General features: G+C 68.0%; 10 protein-coding genes and 2 pseudogenes. 8 read left to right on the forward strand and 4 right to left on the reverse strand.

All coding sequences use genetic code 11. The annotated features are described in order from the left end of the window. Positions 1-622: 622 nt before the first annotated feature. Both ACFO3J_RS18100 and ACFO3J_RS18105 read left to right on the forward strand, forming a co-directional pair. Entirely contained in the window at positions 623-1,501 is an 879-nt protein-coding gene (locus ACFO3J_RS18100; RefSeq protein WP_386430480.1) for a hypothetical protein, read from the forward strand. Positions 1,502-1,526: 25 nt separating this feature from the next. Then, the gene (locus ACFO3J_RS18105; RefSeq protein WP_386430481.1) at positions 1,527-4,601 is read left to right on the forward strand and encodes a hypothetical protein; all 3,075 of its coding nucleotides are present in this window, start codon (positions 1,527-1,529) and stop codon (positions 4,599-4,601) included. Positions 4,602-4,788: 187 nt separating this feature from the next. Here ACFO3J_RS18105 and ACFO3J_RS18110 read toward each other — a convergent pair whose 3' ends face one another. Together ACFO3J_RS18110 and ACFO3J_RS18115 are read right to left on the reverse strand one after the other, a co-directional pair. Next, on the reverse strand, positions 4,789-6,003 hold the full coding sequence (locus ACFO3J_RS18110; protein WP_386430482.1) for a sialidase family protein: 1,215 nt from the start codon (positions 6,001-6,003) through the stop codon (positions 4,789-4,791). Then, on the reverse strand, positions 5,991-6,899 hold the full coding sequence (locus tag ACFO3J_RS18115) for an RICIN domain-containing protein (RefSeq protein WP_386430483.1): 909 nt from the start codon (positions 6,897-6,899) through the stop codon (positions 5,991-5,993). The genes ACFO3J_RS18110 and ACFO3J_RS18115 overlap by 13 nt, the downstream gene beginning before the upstream one ends. A 985-nt stretch (positions 6,900-7,884) precedes the next feature. Between ACFO3J_RS18115 and ACFO3J_RS18120 the strand changes: the two genes are divergently transcribed. From ACFO3J_RS18120 to ACFO3J_RS18130, 3 genes and pseudogenes are all read left to right on the forward strand, one after another. After that, on the forward strand, positions 7,885-9,201 hold the full coding sequence (locus ACFO3J_RS18120) for an ice-binding family protein (RefSeq protein ID WP_386430484.1): 1,317 nt from the start codon (positions 7,885-7,887) through the stop codon (positions 9,199-9,201). Between the two features lie 545 nt (positions 9,202-9,746). After that, positions 9,747-10,100, forward strand: a pseudogene (locus ACFO3J_RS18125) (tyrosine-type recombinase/integrase); the annotation flags it as partial. A 197-nt stretch (positions 10,101-10,297) separates the two neighbouring features. Beyond that, positions 10,298-10,813 (forward strand): annotated as a pseudogene (locus tag ACFO3J_RS18130) (site-specific integrase); the annotation flags it as partial. Positions 10,814-10,895: 82 nt separating this feature from the next. Here the strand turns inward: ACFO3J_RS18130 and ACFO3J_RS18135 are convergent. After that, on the reverse strand, positions 10,896-11,444 hold the full coding sequence (locus tag ACFO3J_RS18135) for a hypothetical protein (RefSeq protein ID WP_386430485.1): 549 nt from the start codon (positions 11,442-11,444) through the stop codon (positions 10,896-10,898). A gap of 433 nt (positions 11,445-11,877) precedes the next feature. Between ACFO3J_RS18135 and ACFO3J_RS18140 the strand changes: the two genes are divergently transcribed. Beyond that, positions 11,878-12,459, forward strand: coding sequence for a hypothetical protein (locus ACFO3J_RS18140; RefSeq protein WP_386430486.1), 582 nt, complete (start codon positions 11,878-11,880; stop codon positions 12,457-12,459). Between the two features lie 83 nt (positions 12,460-12,542). After that, on the forward strand, positions 12,543-14,345 hold the full coding sequence (locus tag ACFO3J_RS18145) for a cholesterol oxidase substrate-binding domain-containing protein (protein WP_386430507.1): 1,803 nt from the start codon (positions 12,543-12,545) through the stop codon (positions 14,343-14,345). Between the two features lie 469 nt (positions 14,346-14,814). Here the strand turns inward: ACFO3J_RS18145 and ACFO3J_RS18150 are convergent, their stop codons facing one another. Further along, positions 14,815-15,978 (reverse strand): GH12 family glycosyl hydrolase domain-containing protein, encoded by a 1,164-nt coding sequence (locus tag ACFO3J_RS18150; RefSeq protein WP_386430487.1) that lies wholly within the window; start codon positions 15,976-15,978, stop codon positions 14,815-14,817. A 169-nt stretch (positions 15,979-16,147) separates the two neighbouring features. Here ACFO3J_RS18150 and ACFO3J_RS18155 point away from each other — a divergent pair, with 169 nt between their 5' ends. Beyond that, positions 16,148-17,245, forward strand: a complete 1,098-nt coding sequence (locus tag ACFO3J_RS18155; RefSeq protein ID WP_386430488.1) for a serine/threonine-protein kinase — start codon at positions 16,148-16,150, stop codon at positions 17,243-17,245. Positions 17,246-17,348 lie beyond the last annotated feature (103 nt).

A 17,348-nucleotide genomic window follows, 5' to 3' on the forward strand; every position in this document is an offset into this window, starting at 1 on the left:
AATCGGTTCCCGTGCCGCCGCCTTGTTCGTCAGCGACGCCGGTCGGTTCCCATAGCCGACCGGGCGTCCCGAACGAACTGCCATGCGCGCCCGACGCTGAAGCCCGCAAGGACAAGATTGATAGCGATCAGAATCTGCATCCGTACCCCTTCCCCATGCTCTTGCCGGGCGATTGCCCCGCTGAAATCAAAAGTACGGAGGGCCTTCGATGGTAAATAGGGCCCGCCGCTCGACTTGGCGCTCATCTCGGTTCTTGGCCGGAGCGCCAAGTCGAGCGGCAAGTCCCGGGCCGGTCTGCGGCGATTGATGACCCGCCCACCACGGAGAAACCCGGTGGGCCAGGAGTGGCACTGGAGGCCAGGGAGCGGGCGGCCGACTCCCGTGGTTCGACCAGGACAGGAAGCCGGTCGCCGGTTCCCTCGTATCGGTGCTCCGAAGCGGCGGTCCCGCCTATGATCGGACTCTCTTGGTTACGCCCCGACTCGTCGGGCAGGCCGTTTGGTTCGACGAGCCCCCGCGCGCTGCCGCAACAGTCAGCTGCCTGATGAGGCGCAGTGCCGGTAGGTGCGCCCCGAGCACGTGCGAGAGGGTGGCCGGTGGCGCACCTCCGCAGACTTGGCCGGTGGAGGTGAAGGTGTCGTTCGATGCCCTGAACGTCGAGGGCCTGGTGAGCGAATTGGGCAGCATGGTGAACAGACTGGTCCCTGGCGCGTTCGGCGACGTTGCCAGGGATGGCCAGAAGTCACAGGAACCGCTGCCCATCCCCATGTTGCGCGAGATCGCGGAACGGAGCTTTCGCGCTGAGTGGCGACGAGGAGACCGGGTCCATGCGCTTGAGCTAACGCTCAGGCGGGCGATAGGCCGACTCGAAGGACAGTTCGCCAGCAATTCGACATGGAGACCGAGCCGGCGGATCACCAATGAAGAGGTGGCTCTACGCTATTTCAACTTCGCCGGTTCGACGGATCTCGGAAGAGTCGATTCCATCGACTTCGATGATGCAGCGTTCGACGGCCTTGGAGGCGATCGCTACGTCAAAGTATTTCACGCGTTAAAGAATGCGATAGGGTTTGACATAAGCGACGCGAGACTTCGTGCATACCTGAAAGATCTTCGTCGCCGACTCGCCCTCATTCTTCTCGATCCGGATTTTCCTTTCACCGCGGGGTCTGAGTCCGTGCGGGCAGGCGGAGCCTCGGTCGCCCCGTCGGTATCAGAAGACGGCTACGGCGCGGAGGTCCGCGAGTTGCTCGCGATCTCTGCCGTCTATGTGCGCGACATCCGGGTCGATTCCATGCTCCACGTGGTGCGCACTCTCGAACCCGATCTGCTGGAGCAGCTCAGGAATCCGAGTCATCCGTGGCCGCGGGTGGTCGTCGGAGAGGCCGGGTCGGGCAAGAGCACATTGCTGTGGTCGCTCGCTCCACCGGAGCCTGGCCGCCGAGCCGGACACAGAGCCGCTGCTGCTGCCCGCCACGTGGTTACTGCAGGACCGGAGTGACGAACCCGCGGAAAAACTAACCGGGTTGCTGCAAAAGATCGCCCGGGCAGGCAGCAGGCCGGTCCTGCTCCTCGACACGGCCGACCTGATGCTTCACGACGAAGAGGCGCGCCAGCGGCTGTTGCGTCTTCTCGACTCCGTCCATACGGCCGGGTTCTCCGGCCTGTATTCCACCAGGCCCCAGGAGGCAGCGCTCCTGTCGGACGACCATCTGCGTCGTTACGACCTCCAGCCGTACGACGACGCCGAGCTGGATCACGCTGTCGCCGCCCTGGTGACCCGTTATTGCCCGGACGTTCCTCACGCCGAGGTCACCAGGCGGGTCCGGCAAGCAACGGCGCGCGGCCTGCCGGTCGCCGAGGTCTGCCGGAGCCCGCTGCTGCTGCGCATGCTGTTCGACCTCTCGGCGCCCGCCGAGCCCGAACTCGGTGATGTCGACGTCACCCGGCTCTTCGACGCCTACTGGCAGCGGCGGGTGATCCGTGACGCCCGTACGGATACCGAGACCGGCCTGCGTGCCCGTGCGGCCGGCAATCTGAGCGCCCTGGCCGGCCACGCAGCCATCGGATTGCTCGCCTCCGGCCTGCCGGGGCTGCCCGCCGCCACGCTGCGCGAGACGACCGCCGTGGCGGCTGGATCGTCCGACGACCCCGCATCGCTCGAGGAAGGGCTCGCGATCCTCACCGAACGCGGTGTGCTCGTACCTGGCGGAGAACAGGTCGGATTTCTCCACCAGACCATGTTCGAATTCGCCGCCGCAAAGGGTCTGCTCGCCCGGTCGGATCCAGCCGTGATCGGCACGCTGACGGCCCGGGCGACCAACCACGGCGGTGACCTGTTCGTCGGCGCCGTTCTCGAACAGGTCCTGATTCTCGCGGGTACCAACCCGCTTCTCCAGGATGCGGCCCACGATGCTGTCAACGCTCTGGTCACCTCGGACAGCGAAGCGGTCCAGGCGATCGGGCTTGTGGCCTGGGGTCACTATCCGACGCTTCTTGATGGCGCCACCAACACGCTGCGAACAGCCGGGGCATCCGCGCTGGAGCGCACGACGAGAATTCTGCCCACCATCGCCGGCAAGCCGGCGGGGGAGACCATCAGCCAGCTCTTGCGTATCTGGCAGTCCACGAACGCGTCGGATGTCCGTACCGCGGTGCTCGACGCGTTCGGCCGTCTCGCCCTGCGCACACCGCGAGACGTGGCCGCGGCAGTCGACAGCCTGGAGCCGCTCCACACGTTCGCGGGAACCACCGTCACCCCCGCGATGCGGCGCGGTTTTCTCGGGATCCTCCATACGATCTCGGCGCAGGCGCGCCTTCTCGTACGGTCCACGCTCGTCGCCATGCTCATGAACAGTGACGACCGGGAATGCGTCGAGCTGGAGTACCTCGCACGTCAGTGGTCCTCCATCGGCGACGACCACCTGCTGGCCGAGATCGTCCGGGCCCTTGACACCGAGGGGCCGCCGAACCACACCGTCGCGGCCGGGTTCGGGAAGGTCATCGCCGCCGAATGGCACCGGGCGGGCACCTGGCACCGTGCCGAGCCCTGGGCGGATTTCCTCGCGATCGCCGTGAACCCCGGCCCTGCCGCGCTCACACTGCGGGACGAGGCGACGCTGCACGCCATCGGCGCCTTCGTCGTCACCACGGACGACGACCGCTGCGTCCGCGTCGCCATCGAGGCCCTGCTCGACGCGTCGGACCCTCGTGTGCGCGACGTCGTGTGCCAGAGCGTGCTCCGCGGCATCCTCGCCTCCGGATCACAGGCCACCGCTGTCCTGGAGACTGTCGCCAGGTCCTCACTCGCGACCATCGGGTACGCCGCGCAGAAGGGCAGGATCGACGAGCGCCAGCAGCTGCTGCTCGACCTGCTCGCTCAAACCCGTCTCCCCGGTACGGGCATAGCCCGATTCCTGCCGCCACATCTCGAAACCCAGGACTGGAAGGCCGACCACCGCCTCCTGCGGCTAGCGTCGGCCGCGGCCGATCACGGGCACCCCACAGCTCAGCGACTGCTGGCAGAGGTGAGCCGCACCCCGCAGACGCTTTCGACACCTCAGCTCGACGCGCTCTTCTCCACTCGAACCGCGCACATGCCCCAAAGCGATGAGGTCTTCGACGCCATGGTGTCCATCGGCACCCGAACCGGGCGGACGGCGGACCTGGAGAAGATCGTCAAGTCCGCCGATCGACGCGATGGACGTGTGGACAGGTACGGTCCCTCGCTCCTGGCCCACGCCCGTGAGCTGATGGCAGGCACCGATGAGTCGAGGCACCGAGGCAGCCGGTTCCTCGCCGGGCTCATGGCCAAAATCGATACGGAGATGGCCTGGCCCGAACTGCGTGCCGTCCTCGACGACGTCGACGACCCGAAGACACTCGTTCAGCTCATCCAAGCACTCTGGCAGCAGACTCCCGCCGGGGATGTCTCTGCCCAACTCGACTACCTCGGGAGGTTCATCGAGGTCCGGCCCGGTGCCGACAGGCCGGTGGTACGTCCACTCGGACTCCTGACCGACATCTCGGTCGCCGTCGCGTCGGCCTGGGCGATGCTCTACATCCTCGGTACCCGCACCGAAGCCGCCACCGGCCACTGGCCTGTGGTGCGGACGCTCGGGCTCTACGAGGTCGAAGGGGAGGAGGTCTTCGTCGAGGGCAGGCGGTTCCTGATCGTCTGCGACTACCTCGCGCGCCTCGGCCCCGTGGACCCGCACCGGGCCGGGGCCAATCTCCTCGACTACCTCGCGGCACTCTCGACCGGTGAATTCCACGGCGACGTCCCTGTGTGGTGGCGACGCGAACTCCGTGTCGCCGTCCAGCACGCCTGCGCACTCGGTGATCACAAGATCATCGAATCCCTTGTCGCTGTCTGCGGCACCCTCGACGACCGCATCGCCGAGGTCATCACCACGGCCATTGCCGAGCGCCACTACGCCGACGCTCGCGAGCACCTGCAAACGCTCGGCCGCGCCGACATCACGGCCACTCTGCGGAGCTTCCTTCTGGAACTCATCCGCAGCCACGACCGCAGCTTCGGCACCCGGGCCTTTCCCGAGGTCTTCGCGGCGGTCACGAACCAGTACCGCCGGGCCACTTGACGAGGATCAGTGCCGCTGACCAGGTCACGGAACACTCCGACGCCGGGGCCTCCTGACTTTGCTCGGTGATTCGACACCGACGAGCTGTTCAGAAGGCCCCGCCTCTGTGCACCGAACCCACCGCGGCCAGCGGATCGGGAACCCCGGTTCGAAGCAGCTCCCTCATGGCCGGAACGACGCCAACGACTCAGGCGGTTCCGGAGACGTCGAGCTTCCCCACCATGATGTGCATGGTGTCGGCTTCCCAAACGACGTAGAACTTGCCCGGGGCGTACTCCGAGGCCATCGGGTACGTGTCCCAGCCCGCACCGCCGGGCGGCGAGGGCTGCTCGGGGTCGTCGCCCAGCACCGTGTCGAGGAGGAAGGTCTGGGGGCCCCAGGACCCGCCTGCGGGTTTCACCTTGTAGGCGAGTTCGCTGCGATTCGCCTGCTCCGTTGCGGGATTGTAGATGTAGAGGTACTGCCCGTTGCTGTCCTTGGCGAAGAAATCCTTCGCGATGTTGCTGCTCGGCAGGGGCATGCCGGGGTCGTCGTCCCTGAACTGGCCCCAGGTGTGTCCGCCGTCCGAACTCGTCGCCACTGCCGCGTTTCCGCTGGCGCGAGCGACCATGACGAGGCTTTTACCGTTGCCGCTGTCGTCCTGGGAGACGGCGATCTGGTTCTCCCCCGGTAGCAGGCCCCCTGTTGCCGCGGCTGTCGTATTCGGCGTCCAGGTCGACAGATCGCTGGAGATCAGTGTCCCGTTCTCGCGCCCGCTGGCCCAGTACGGCATGGCGTAGCTGTTCGGCCCCAGCTGGATGGGGTGGCCGGAGAAGGCGATGTTTGTCTTGACCCTTTTCGCGATGTCATCCAAGTTTGTGGCGTAGGTGGACCATGAGTGCCCTTCGTCGGTGCTGCGCTTGACGACGACGGCGCTCGCATGGTCACCCCCGTGTGATGCGGCACTGGCGGGGGCGCCCGTGACGTAGGCGAAGATCTGGTTGCCCGTATGGAAGAGGGCGACGTTGTTCCAGGTCATGTCGTCCGTCTCCTGGACGAGCATCTGGGGTTGGCTCCAGCCGGTGCCGGCGTTCGTGGTGTAGGAGTAGCGGATGTAGCCCTGGTCGACATGGCCGGGGACGATGCCCTCCCGCCAGACCACCACCGCGTCGTCCGCGCTGGTGCTGATGATGTCGGGAACCCGGGTGCCGTCACCGTGGCTGACCGTGTCCGTGTAGGCGGTCGTCACCTTGGTGAAGTTGTGCGCGTACGAAGTCGACGAGTCGGAAGTAGCGGCGTTCGCCGAGGTGGGGGCCGGGGTGGACCCGGTGGCAAGACGTGGTACGAGCAGGCTGGTCAGTACGGCGAGAACCAGCACGATCAGGGGTGCCGGCCAAACGCGCCCACGGGTCACCACAGCCATTGCTGGTCCTTTGCTCCGGAGCAGGTTTCCTGGATCGCCTTCGCGGCGTTGTTCAACGATGGGATGGTCAGGCACTTGTTGCTGTTTTCGTTGATGAGCTGGTAACCGTCGTGATACCAGACCTGTTCGGCTCCGTCGCCGCATGGCCACTGGATTACCTCGGAACCGTCACTCGTACTGGCACCTCCGAGGGCCAGGCATTCGTCTGTGGCCTGGTTGACCACATGGAATCCGCCGCCGGGCTGCGAGATCAAGCCCCAGAAATTGGTCTCGCTGTAGCTGCAGTCCCACTGGATCATCGTGACGCCGGAGACCTGGGCCTGATTGGGATAGGCCAAGCAGTATCCGGTGCCCTGGTTGAACAGGCGGGCGTAGGTGGCCGCGGTGGAGTCACCGGTCCACAGCCACCGTTCGTTGTAGTTGTCGGTACAGGGCCACTGGATGATGGGGGTGTTATTGGTGGCGTCGGAGTTGGGGACTGCCAGGCATCTTTGGGAGTTCAAGTTCCACAGCCGACCCCAGCTGTCCATGGTCCAGGTCTGCTCGGCGTGGTCGTCCTCGCAGGTCCACTGGATGGCCTGCTCACCGTCAAGCTTGCTGGATCCGGGCATGGCGAGGCACAGGTCGCTGTTGGCGTTGCGGATCTGGAAGTGGTCGGCGGTTCCGGCGATCAGGTTCAGTTCCCAGTCCTGATCCCGATTGCTACTGCACTGCCATTCGGCGATTTGGGTACCAGGCGCCTCACTGGAAGCAGGCACGGCCATGCATCTGCCCGTAGTCAGGTTGATGAGGTTCAGCGCTTCGGCGTCCGCTCTGGCCGCGCCGCTGGAGGACACCGTGAATAGGACGGTGGCAGCGACCGCCAAGATCCATCGAAGTATTTTTTTTGTGGACATTTCAGACAATGGTCCATTCGCTGTGTATACCGATGCTTTACCGCGAACTGCACGATCATGCTAGGGCCATCCCCGATCCGCCGTTGGGTAGTTGGCGCCCAATTCACCGTGATTTCGACTGTGCGTATACTCGCGCTCGGACAGGCACCCGCAGCCGCAAACCGCCGCTGGAAACCCGGATGCGCCCGGGTCCGACGGAGTCGGATTTACTGGATGCAGGTATTCCGCTTTTCCCGGGGGAGGCTGAAATGCGCCGGATTTGCCCCCTGAGTTCCGCATGGCCAGGACCCGGGACGCCGGCGTCCCACCGGCACCCGAACGGACCCCGATGGACCGATCTGTCGCACCTGCCTGGAGCGAGCCATGCGGCCGACTCTGCGAACGCTGCACCCTCTCCAACAGGCTCACCGACATCCTGGACGACGGCACCGGCCGCCCCAGCTCGCGCCTCCTCCCGCTGCACGACCTACTGGTAGGAATGGACCGCCCCAAGGGCCGCCTCATCTGGCCGAACAACCCGCGGGTCCCCGCGCTGCTGCGAGACCTCACCAGGGGCCACATCGCCGTCACCCACGAGGCGATGCAGCAGGTTCGCACGGGCGGACTGCCGCCTACCTGCGCGACCTGCGCATGGAATGCGGCGTCCTGCCCCGACAGGATCGCCGGCTTCTGCTCTTCCAACGTTGGCTGGCCGAACGCCTCGCAGCGACCGCGGACCCCGAACACGGATAGATCCTGCGGCGCTTGGCCTACTGGCACCAGCTCCGCAAGCTGCGGGCCAAGGCCGATGTCGGGCGGTGGGCCGGTGCTGCTGATTGACGCGAAGGGCCGAACGCGCCTCTGCTGCGGGCGACATGGGGTCCTTGAGCTATTGACACCGGTTTACACCAGTGGGCTACTTGATGTATTCGCACCGCTATGTCGTCGAAGGAAGAGCTGGTTCGAGACGCGCCCCGTCCGTCGGCGATGGACTCAGGGAGCCCCTATGCCAGTCTCTCCGAACCAAGGATCCACCGGCGGGGGCGACGCCGTGATCCTCACCGGCAGCCACTTCACCGGCACCACCGCCGTGCACTACGGCCCCCGTCAGGCCACGAGCTTCATGGTCGTCAGCGACACCACGACGAACACCATCACCCCCTCCGGTTCCGGCGTCGTCCCGGTCTCCGTCACAACCGCCGGCGGAACGGGGACTCTGGGCAGTTTCTTCTACCTGCCGCCGCCCTCCTTCCGCATCAACCCGCCTCCCGCGGGCCCTGTCGGAGGCGGCAACACGGTGATCTTCACCGGTCTCGGCCTTACCACCACCAGCGAGGTCAGATTCGGTGCGCACAACGCCGTGTTCACCGTCGACTCGGACGGCCAGCTCACCGTGACCGTTCCAGCGGCGGCCTCCGCGGGTCCGGTAGGGGTCACCGTGCGCACCAGAGGCGGAATTCGCAGCGGGATCACCTACACCTATCTCGACTCGCCTTCCGTCACCGTCATCACTCTCGACTCGGGACCCGCGGACGGCGGCAATCTCGTTGTCATCACTGGGACCGCGTTCTCCTACACCACCAGTGTCACCTTCGACGGCACACCCGTCATCGCCTTCCGGGTCGCCTCCGACACCCAGATCGACGCCGTGGTGCCAGCCGGAGCGCTCGGCCCGGCCGACGTCTCCGTGACCACCCTCGGTGGCACCACAACCGCTTCGGGCGCCTACACCTATCTAGGGCTCTTCGCGGTCCTGGGCGGAGCGTCGGTCACCAACACCGGTCTGTCGAAGGTCACCGGAGATCTCGGAGTAAGCCCGGGGGTGTCCATCACCGGATTCCCACCCGGCCAGGTCAACGGAATCATCCATACCTCGGACGCCGCCGCGGTCGCAGCCCATGCCGACCTGATCACGACGTACGACAACGCCGCCGGCCAGATCCCGGACACCAGCATCAGCGGAGACCTCGGCGGCCAGACGCTGCCCCCCGGCGTCTACAACGCCGCCTCGTCCATCGGGCTCACCGGCACGCTCACGCTGGATGCCGAGGGCGACCGCAACGCCGACTGGATCTTCCAAATCGGGTCGACCCTGACGACGGCGACCGCGAGCCAGGTGCTCCTCATCAACGGCGCCACAGCCAGGAATGTCATCTGGTTGATCGGTAGTTCGGCCACACTGGGCACTGATACCGACTTCGCCGGCAGGATCCTGGCCCAGATCTCGATCACCGTGAACGCCGGCGTAACGGTCGACGGCCAGGCTCTCGCCATCGCCGACTCGGTCACACTGGACACCGACACCATCACGCGCCCTTGGTGAAGGAGCCTTCTGCCGCGCAACCGGCTTCAGTGACAATCGGTCAAGGATCAGTGGCACAGGACATTGTCGAGGGTGTTCCACAGGCCTCGCACTGCGTTTGGTTCCGTCTCAGGCGATCTGGCCCTGTCTCAGACGATCTCGTACGGTCAGGTGCCCGGCTCTCTGGTCTCACTCGCAGCCTGACTATGGTGGCGGTCGTGGATCCTCCGACACGCCCTTGGCGATGCGTGCATGCTGGCTCTCGTGGATCACGGTCCATGGCGCCAACCAGGCCGATCCTGTCGCGCAACTTGGCCTCAGGAACATGCGTGAGACAACCTGGGCGGACGGTGTCGATCTGCCGCGCCGGTCGTATCCGTCGTCGCGTATTCGGAGGACGACCTTGTTGAGGGCGGACAGCCCAGCCGGTCCGATGAACTCGATGCGCAGCGACGCCGGATGCGGGCGACGCCCATGCGGATGTACACGGCGACGCTGGCCGTGAAGTCGGCGAGCGCTCCCCGACCGAGGATGCCAAGGTAGGCGGTCCGGAGCGCGTCACCGGATTGGCGACTCGCTCGCGGGTCTGTGGCGGGCCACCAGAACCTGCTGCTCGGTTCCAGCCGGGGCAGGAAGCACCCCGTTCGGGATATCTCCCAACCAGACGACCTCAGGGTACTTCGCACAGTTCCGGACGGGCCTGTACGCGCCTCGGACCAGCTCGTGCAGGCCATCGATCAGCGCGCGGGTATCGCGGACAGCGATCTCACGGTCGCCACCTATCCCACCGACTGGCTGCGCGCGCGAAGCAGGAACCGCTGCGTCCCACCACCTACAACCGCTATCGCGACCATGTGCGCCGGGACCTGATCCCCGCGTTCGGGCCGATGTGCCTGACCGATCCGCGGCCCCGGCACATCACGGCGTGGTCCGACCGTGAACTGGCCAGCGGCCGCGGACGCATGGCCGTCTGCCGCGCCGGCGCCACCCTGTCCAGTGCGCTGGGGGCCGCGGTACGCACCCGGCTCATCACCGACACCCCTGCCGGTACTCGCTCATCCCCCGCCCGGCAGCCGGCGAGCGGATCTGCTGGAACCCCGGCCAGGCAGCAGCCTTCCTGCGCCACAACCACACCCACTACAACGACCGACTCGCCGACCTGTTCGAGGTGCTGCTGGGCACCGGCACGCGCCGCGGCGAAGGACTCGGCCTGCACTGGACGGACGTGCACCTGGCCGAGAAGGTCCTACTCGTGCGGTGGAACCTCACCGCCGTCGACAACAACCAGCTCTCCGTCGGACGGCCGGAGACCAAAGCCAGCCGCAACCGGGTCAGCCTCTCATCCCCTGTCGTGTCCGCCCTGGCCGGCCGGCAGGCGCACGCCCACGCCCACCTGCCCCACGGAGCAGCGCTCGACGGGCTGGTGTTCTCCCGCGAGGACGGCTCCCCGCTCCGGCCGCAATGCGTACTGGTCGAACTGTGCCGACGCTCCGCCGAACTCGATCTGTCCCGGATCGGGGTGCACGACCTGCGGCACAGCGCGGCCACCATCATGATCAGCTCACGCGTCCCATTCGCTGTGGTCTCCAAGACCCTGCGGCATTCGACGCTCTTCACGACCGTCAACCTCTACGGCCACCTGCTCGCCCACGCGGCCCCGGGATGCGACCCCTTGACCCCCAGCGTCGACCCTCTCGCCTGTGGCACCGCGCCGCTCAGGCCGGCTGCCCGTGGTCGAGGACGCTCAGCCGGCGGTCCGTACGGGTCAGGCGCGACTCCGTGCGGCGGCGGTTCCACCAGATCAGGGCCAGCATCGCCAGGCCGCCGACCAGCCAGCACAGACCCGCGACCCCATGGCCGGTGACGAACCACAAAACCGTATTGGCCGCGAAAACGAGGAACAGCAGCCCGAAAGCGAGAACCGCCCGCCGCATGTCGTGCATCCGGCCGAGCTGCCACCGCACCAGCCGTCGCATCTGCCGGCGCTGCTCCGGATCCTGCGGCAGCTCACCGCGCCGCGCCTGCCGCGACAGCCGCGGCAGATCGTCCACCTCCACCCCGGTCGCCCGGCTCACCCGGCGCCGGCCCATCCCGGCGGAAACGGCCATGAAGCCGCCGTAGACCACCGCCGAGACGCCCGCCGAAGCCGCCCCGCGATGCGACAGCAGACCGAACACCAGCCACAGCACCGCGGCGAACAGCGCCGCGCCCCACCATGAGTCCAGCACCCGCCAGCCCTTACCCGTACCCTCTTTCCCGCTCACGCCCTCATCTCCCAGCCGGCCACGGGCACCCAGTCGCGCCCTACTTCTGCGGCTACCCGGCGACGCCGCAACAACGCGGTGAACGAGACGAGTTGGCATATGCGGCGGACCCGACGACCCCGACGGCACGGCCGCCGCCCACCCCTGAAACTCCGGACGGTTGTTCGGCGTCAGCCCCCGTCACGGACCTCAGCACGCTGGACTGCTGCGGCTGGTCGAAGACAGCTTTCGACGCGTCGACCAGACCGGACAGGTCCGGCTCCGGCAGGTCCGGGTCCACAACGGCCTCGGCGCCGGCGGGCGGCGGACCTGCCGCTGGCCTCCCTCGACCGACCCGAACTCGGTCGCCCGACGCGCACAGCCACGAAGCGCGGCGGTCGCGCCGGTTCGGAGCGGGGTAGGCCGCGCGGGGCATCGCGGAGTCTTCCGGCAGATGTTCGGCGCAGGGGCACGTTGCAAGCCGGGCGCGCTGTTCGGCCTCGGCTTCGGCCGCCTGACATTGCCGTTCCGGTTCCCCGGCCGAGAGAATCCCGGATGGGGATATCGGCGCATCAACGGTGAACTCCTCGTCCTGGACCTGAAAGTGGCCGCCTCCACCGTCCGGGAGATCCTCAAAGAAGCCGGCACCGACTGGGCACCCGAGCTGGCCTCCACCACATGGGCGGACCTCCTAGCCCTCTTCGACACCATCCTCGCCGACGCCGGCATCGAGACCGTGCTCAGCGGCGTGCGCATCCCACGCATGAACTCGATCGTGGAACAGGGGGCACCTCCCGGCCCAAGGCTGGAGGCGGGTGCGGACCTGCCGCCGCGAACTCCTCGACCGCACCGTCATCCGGGACCGCCGCCACCTCTTCCCTGTCAGGGTCCCGCCCCGACAGGCCGGACCTTGTTCCACGCGGTCGTCCGTCCTCGGATCTGGCTTCGTCCGATCCGCCCCGAAGCCCGTGCCGCGATGTGTAGCGTGCGAGCTGCACCGGGCCGCACGCACCGGCCCGACAGAGGAGGCGCGTGATGGCGGACCGCCCAGTGGACCCGGAACGGTATCGGACAGCGGAGCCGGAGCCGGAGCCGGGCGCGGTCCGGCAGGGTGGTGGCATGTCGCGGCGCCGGGTACTCGCCTCGTCGGCGGCTCTCGGCGGAGCCGCCTGGCTGCTGCGGGGTACGGCCCGGCCGGACAGCGCCTACGCCAGTTCGCCCGCTCCGCCCGGCTTCCCCGGCGGCTGCGAACTCCACCAGGGGATCTACGAGAACTGGGCGGGCGAGATCCGCACCGACGAGCTGTGGACCTGCGCTCCGCGCACCCCGCAGGAGGTAGTCGACGTCGTCAACTGGGCGTATGCCGCGGGCTGGACGGCCCGGGCCCAGGGCCACCGGCACGGCTGGGCGCCGCTCACCGTCGCCGACGCGACGCCCGCCGCCACACAGGTGATCCTGCTCGACACCACCGCCCACCTCACCGCGCTGTCCTTCGCCTCGCAGGCCGCGAACGGCACAGCCCGGGTCCGGGCACAGGCCGGCGCCTCCCTGGAATCCCTGCTCGCCTTCGCGGGCGGCAGCGGCTACGGCGTGACCGCGGCGCCCGCGCCCGGCGACCTGTCGGTGGGAGGCGCCCTCGCGATCGACGCACACGGCACGGCGGTCCGAGCCGTCGGCGAAACCCCGCCGGCCGGCCATGGGTACGGCTCGCTCAGCAACCTCGTCACCGAGCTCACCGCCGTCGTCTGGGACGCCGGCGCGAACCGCTACGTACTGCGGACCGTCGGCCGCGCCGACCCCGACTGCGCCGCCCTGCTGACCCACCTCGGCCGCGCGTTCGTCACCGAGGCGGTCCTCCAGGTCGGCGCCGACAGCAACCTGCGCTGCGTCTCCCTGCTGGACATCCCCGCGACCGAGCTGTTCGCCGCCCCCGGCGCTCCCGCCGCCGCCAGGACACTGGCCGGCTTCGTGGACGCCACCGGCCGGGCGGAGGTGATCTGGTTCGCCTTCACCGACAAGCCGTGGCTGAAGACCTGGAGCGTCACTCCGAACCGGCCCCTCGCCTCCCGCGAGGTCTCCGAACCGTACAACTACCCCTTCTCGGACAACATCCCCGAACCGGTGGCCCGGCTGGCCGGCGACCTGGTCGCCGGGGCGTGGGCGAGCGCCCCGCTGTTCGGGCAGGTCCAGTACCTGCTCGCCAAGGTCGCGCTCACCGGCGACATCACCGACGTCCTTCTCTCCGGCACCCTCGTCCGCGACATACTGACCGCCGATGTCCTCACCCACCTACTGGCGGGCGGCCTGCGGTCGGACCTGTGGGGCGCCTCGCGGAACCTGCTGGAATACATTCGGCCGACGACGCTGCGCGAGACCGCGAACGGGTACGCGGTACTCACCGGCCGGGCCGATCTCCAATGGGTGGTCAGCCAGTTCGCCGCCCATTACTCCGGCCTGCTCGACACCTACGCGGCCCGCGGGGAGTTCCCCGTCAACGGCCAGGTCGAGATCCGGGTGACCGGGCTGGAGGACCCGGCGGTCTGCGCAGTACCCGGAGCGCAGGCCCCCCTGCTGTCCGCACTGCGCCCTCGCCCCGACCGGCCCGACTTCGACACCGTCGTATGGATCGACATCCTGTCCCTGCCGACGACCCCCGCCCTGCACCGTTTCTACCGTGACATCGAGCAGTTCCTGCTGACAGTCCTGGAGGGGCCGCGCGCGACGGTACGGGTGGAGTGGTCCAAAGGCTGGGCCTACACCGAGACCGCGGCCTGGGCCGATCCGGACGTACTCGGCAGGGTCATCCCGGACACTCAGCGGGCCGGCGGCGGGCCGGGCTGGGACGAGGCGGTCGCCACACTGGACCGGCTCGACCCGCACCACGTGTTCAGCACCCCATTCCTGGACCGGCTGCTGCGCTGAGCACCTCGACGCCGACCGCCGCCGACCACCGACCGCCCCGGAGCGCGGCTGTGCAGCTCGTGCCAGGACCGCCCGCTGCGCGCTTGTGCCGACCGCGCTACGGCATCGGCTCCACCAGGCTCTCGGCCAAGCCGCTCCATCGCGAGCGCTCCCCCACCCAAACAATGAGCCCAGCCGGGATCGGACGTCTCGATGTCCGCCGACGAGATCCGCTCGGAGAAACCCTCCACGAGTCCCATCGTGCCGCCTGACCATGCCGGATGATCAATCGGGTGCGGTGACCCGAGGTCGTAGGTCACCGCACCCGGTAGGGCGTCAGCGGGTCCTTGCGGTGCGGAAGGCCGTGCCTTACTGAATGGTCGCGACCATCAAGGCCACGCAGACGACAGCCGCCAGGCACTCACCGTCCCCGGCACGCCGACGACCGCCTCCCATCGGTGTGCGAACCCGGAACCGGGCGAGGAGACGGTCAGGAGCAGGCGGTGCCATTGAGGGTGAAGCCGGTGGGCGGGGAGAAGGTGCCGGAGTAGGTGCCCTGGAAGCCGAAGGACTGGCTGCCGCCGGCCGGGATCTGGGCGTTGAAGGAGAGGTTGGACGCGGTCACCGAGCCGGAGCTGGGGCTGATCGTGGCGTTCCAGGCGCTCGTGACGGTCTGGCCGGTGGGCAGCTTGAAGCCGGCCTTCCAGCCGTTGACGGCCGTGGAGCCGGTATTGGTCACCGTGACGTCGGCGGTGTAGCCACCGCTCCAGGTCTGCGGGGTGAAGGCGACCTTGCACGATGCGGAGCCCGTGCCGCCGGTGCCGCCGCCGCTGGTGCCACCGCTGTTCGAGCCACCGGAGCTGCCTGCGCCGAGGTTCACCGAGGACGAGAAGGACGACACCGCCAGCCCGACTCCGTTCTGCCAGGGTTCGAAGCCGGCCTGCACGCTGGTGAGGTACCAGGAGTTCTGAGCGAGGCCCCGGCTGATCGCCTCGTTGGCGAACGCCTTGACGTCGAAGCTCCAGCTGCCGATCGCCGAGGGCGCGACGAAGGAGATCACGTCGTTGGACCCGTTGTTGCCGGTCCACACGTCCCAACTGCGTCCGGCGACGTTCGTGGTGCCGACGCGGGAGCCCACCGGCTGGACCGGGCTGGTGTGGTTGTACCAGACCATGATCTCCGTCTTGTTGACGCCGTCCTTGCGAGCCGTCGGGTCGAGCCAGATGTCGTACGAGGCGTCGTAGACGGCATTGCCGACGTATGTGAACGAGACGCTGGTCGGCGCCGTGCCGATCGCGCTGAGCTGCGCGGGCAGGTTGGTGCCGGGCGAGCAGTTGGTGTAGTGGCAGCCGTTGAAGACGGACGGGTAGGACTTGGGGGCACCGCCGGTCGCGGTGCCGTCGGCCTGGGTGATCTGGAAGCCGGTGCTGGTGACGTTGATGCACTGGGTCGCGGTGGTACCCCAGCGGTTGTTCTGGACCACGTAGCGGCCTTCGATGGTGGTCGAGCCGTACTGGTCGCAGATCTGGGTGTCGGCCTGGGCGGCGGGGGCGGCGGTCAGTGTGACCAGGCCGCCGACGACCAGGGCGAGTGCCGCCAGGGTCGCCAACACGGCGGTACGGGTCGACCGGAAGGCTCGCTGAAGCGTCTTCATGGTGTCCCTTCGACATGCCGAGGTGGGGGGAGAAGCCAGCGAGAGTCATGGGAGCGCTCCCATGGACTCCCTCACCGGACCATAGAGGGAGCCGCGCGTACATGACAAGAGGTACGCACCCCGCTGAGTCGCGGGTGAGCCCGTGTGGGTCACTGCGGGGGATCGGACCGTGACCGAGGACCGTTTCCGCGAGGAGGGCGTCCTGCTGGCCCGGCTGCGGCATCCGAACCTGGTGACCGTCTACGACGCCGGCCGGGACGCACAGGGGAGCTACCTGGTCATGGACCACATCGCCGGCACCACCCTGCGCGAGCGGATAGCGGCCGGTCCGCTGAGGTACGACGACGTCGTACAGCTCGGCAGCCGGCTGTCGTCGGCACTGGCGCATGTGCATGCCGCAGACGTGGTGCACCGCGACATGAAGCTGTCCAACGTCCTCCTGAACGCCGACGGCGAACCCTTTCTCGCCGACTTCGGCGTGTCCCGCTCCATCGATGAACCCACCCGCGCCGAAGCGGGCACGCTCGTGGGCACCGTGGCCTATATGGCCCCCGAACAGATCCTCGGCAACGGCTCGGGACCCGCCTCCGACGTCTACGCGTTGGGGCTCGTTCTGCTGGAATGCCTCAAGGGCGCGCGGGAATTCCAGGGCGCTCTGCCGGAAGCCGGATACGCCCGGCTGATGCGATCGCCGGAGATCGGGGAGGACCTGCCCGAGCCCCTGAGGCCGATCCTGGAGGCGATGACACGCTCCGACCCGCGGTCGCGACCCGTTGCCGCAGATTGCGTCGCACTCTTCCGCTCGGCCCCGGACACGTGGATGCCCCCGCCCTCCACCGCACACGAGGCGAAGACCCCTCGGGCAGACGGCGCCGACACCGACCCGCCACAAAGCGCCCCGGTGCGGCGGCGACGTCTGCCGCTCGCCCTGGCGGCTACGAGCGCGCTCGCGGTGATCGGCACGACGGGCATCGTTCTGGCGGCCACGGACGGCGGGCGTCACACTCCCGACGCGGTGGACCACCGTCCCGCGTCGGCCACGTCATCAGCCACGAGGCAGACACCGACATCGCCCGCTCGCACGACCGGTTGGGCCCACCGGTCCACGACCACACCTCCCGCAGACCCTTCCTCGGCTCCTGACCGGGCAGCGACCGTCGCACAACCAGCGGATCCCGGTCACGAACCCGGACCCCCGCCGAATCATGGTCAGAGCGCCGGTCACGGCAGGGGCCTCACGAAAGGCAAACACAAGACGAAGAACTGACAAGGGACGCCGGCAGCCGGGCGCGGAGCTGGAACAAGGCAGCAATCCGGCGATCGCGAAATGGCAGGTGCGTGTCAAAATCCCGGCCAAATCTACTGTCTTT

The organism is Streptomyces polygonati, assembly GCF_042650325.1.
Taxonomy (GTDB): domain Bacteria; phylum Actinomycetota; class Actinomycetes; order Streptomycetales; family Streptomycetaceae; genus Actinacidiphila; species Actinacidiphila polygonati.

What these genes read in the sequence shown, in the direction of transcription:
- ACFO3J_RS18150 (WP_386430487.1), bottom strand. Translation starts at nt 15,978, where the DNA reads ATGAAGACGCTTCAGCGAGCCTTCCGGTCGACCCGTACCGCCGTGTTG.
- ACFO3J_RS18140 (WP_386430486.1), top strand. Translation starts at nt 11,878, where the DNA reads ATGTTCGGCGCAGGGGCACGTTGCAAGCCGGGCGCGCTGTTCGGCCTC.
- ACFO3J_RS18115 (WP_386430483.1), bottom strand. Translation starts at nt 6,899, where the DNA reads ATGTCCACAAAAAAAATACTTCGATGGATCTTGGCGGTCGCTGCCACC.
- ACFO3J_RS18110 (WP_386430482.1), bottom strand. Translation starts at nt 6,003, where the DNA reads ATGGCTGTGGTGACCCGTGGGCGCGTTTGGCCGGCACCCCTGATCGTG.
- ACFO3J_RS18120 (WP_386430484.1), top strand. Translation starts at nt 7,885, where the DNA reads ATGCCAGTCTCTCCGAACCAAGGATCCACCGGCGGGGGCGACGCCGTG.
- ACFO3J_RS18145 (WP_386430507.1), top strand. Translation starts at nt 12,543, where the DNA reads ATGTCGCGGCGCCGGGTACTCGCCTCGTCGGCGGCTCTCGGCGGAGCC.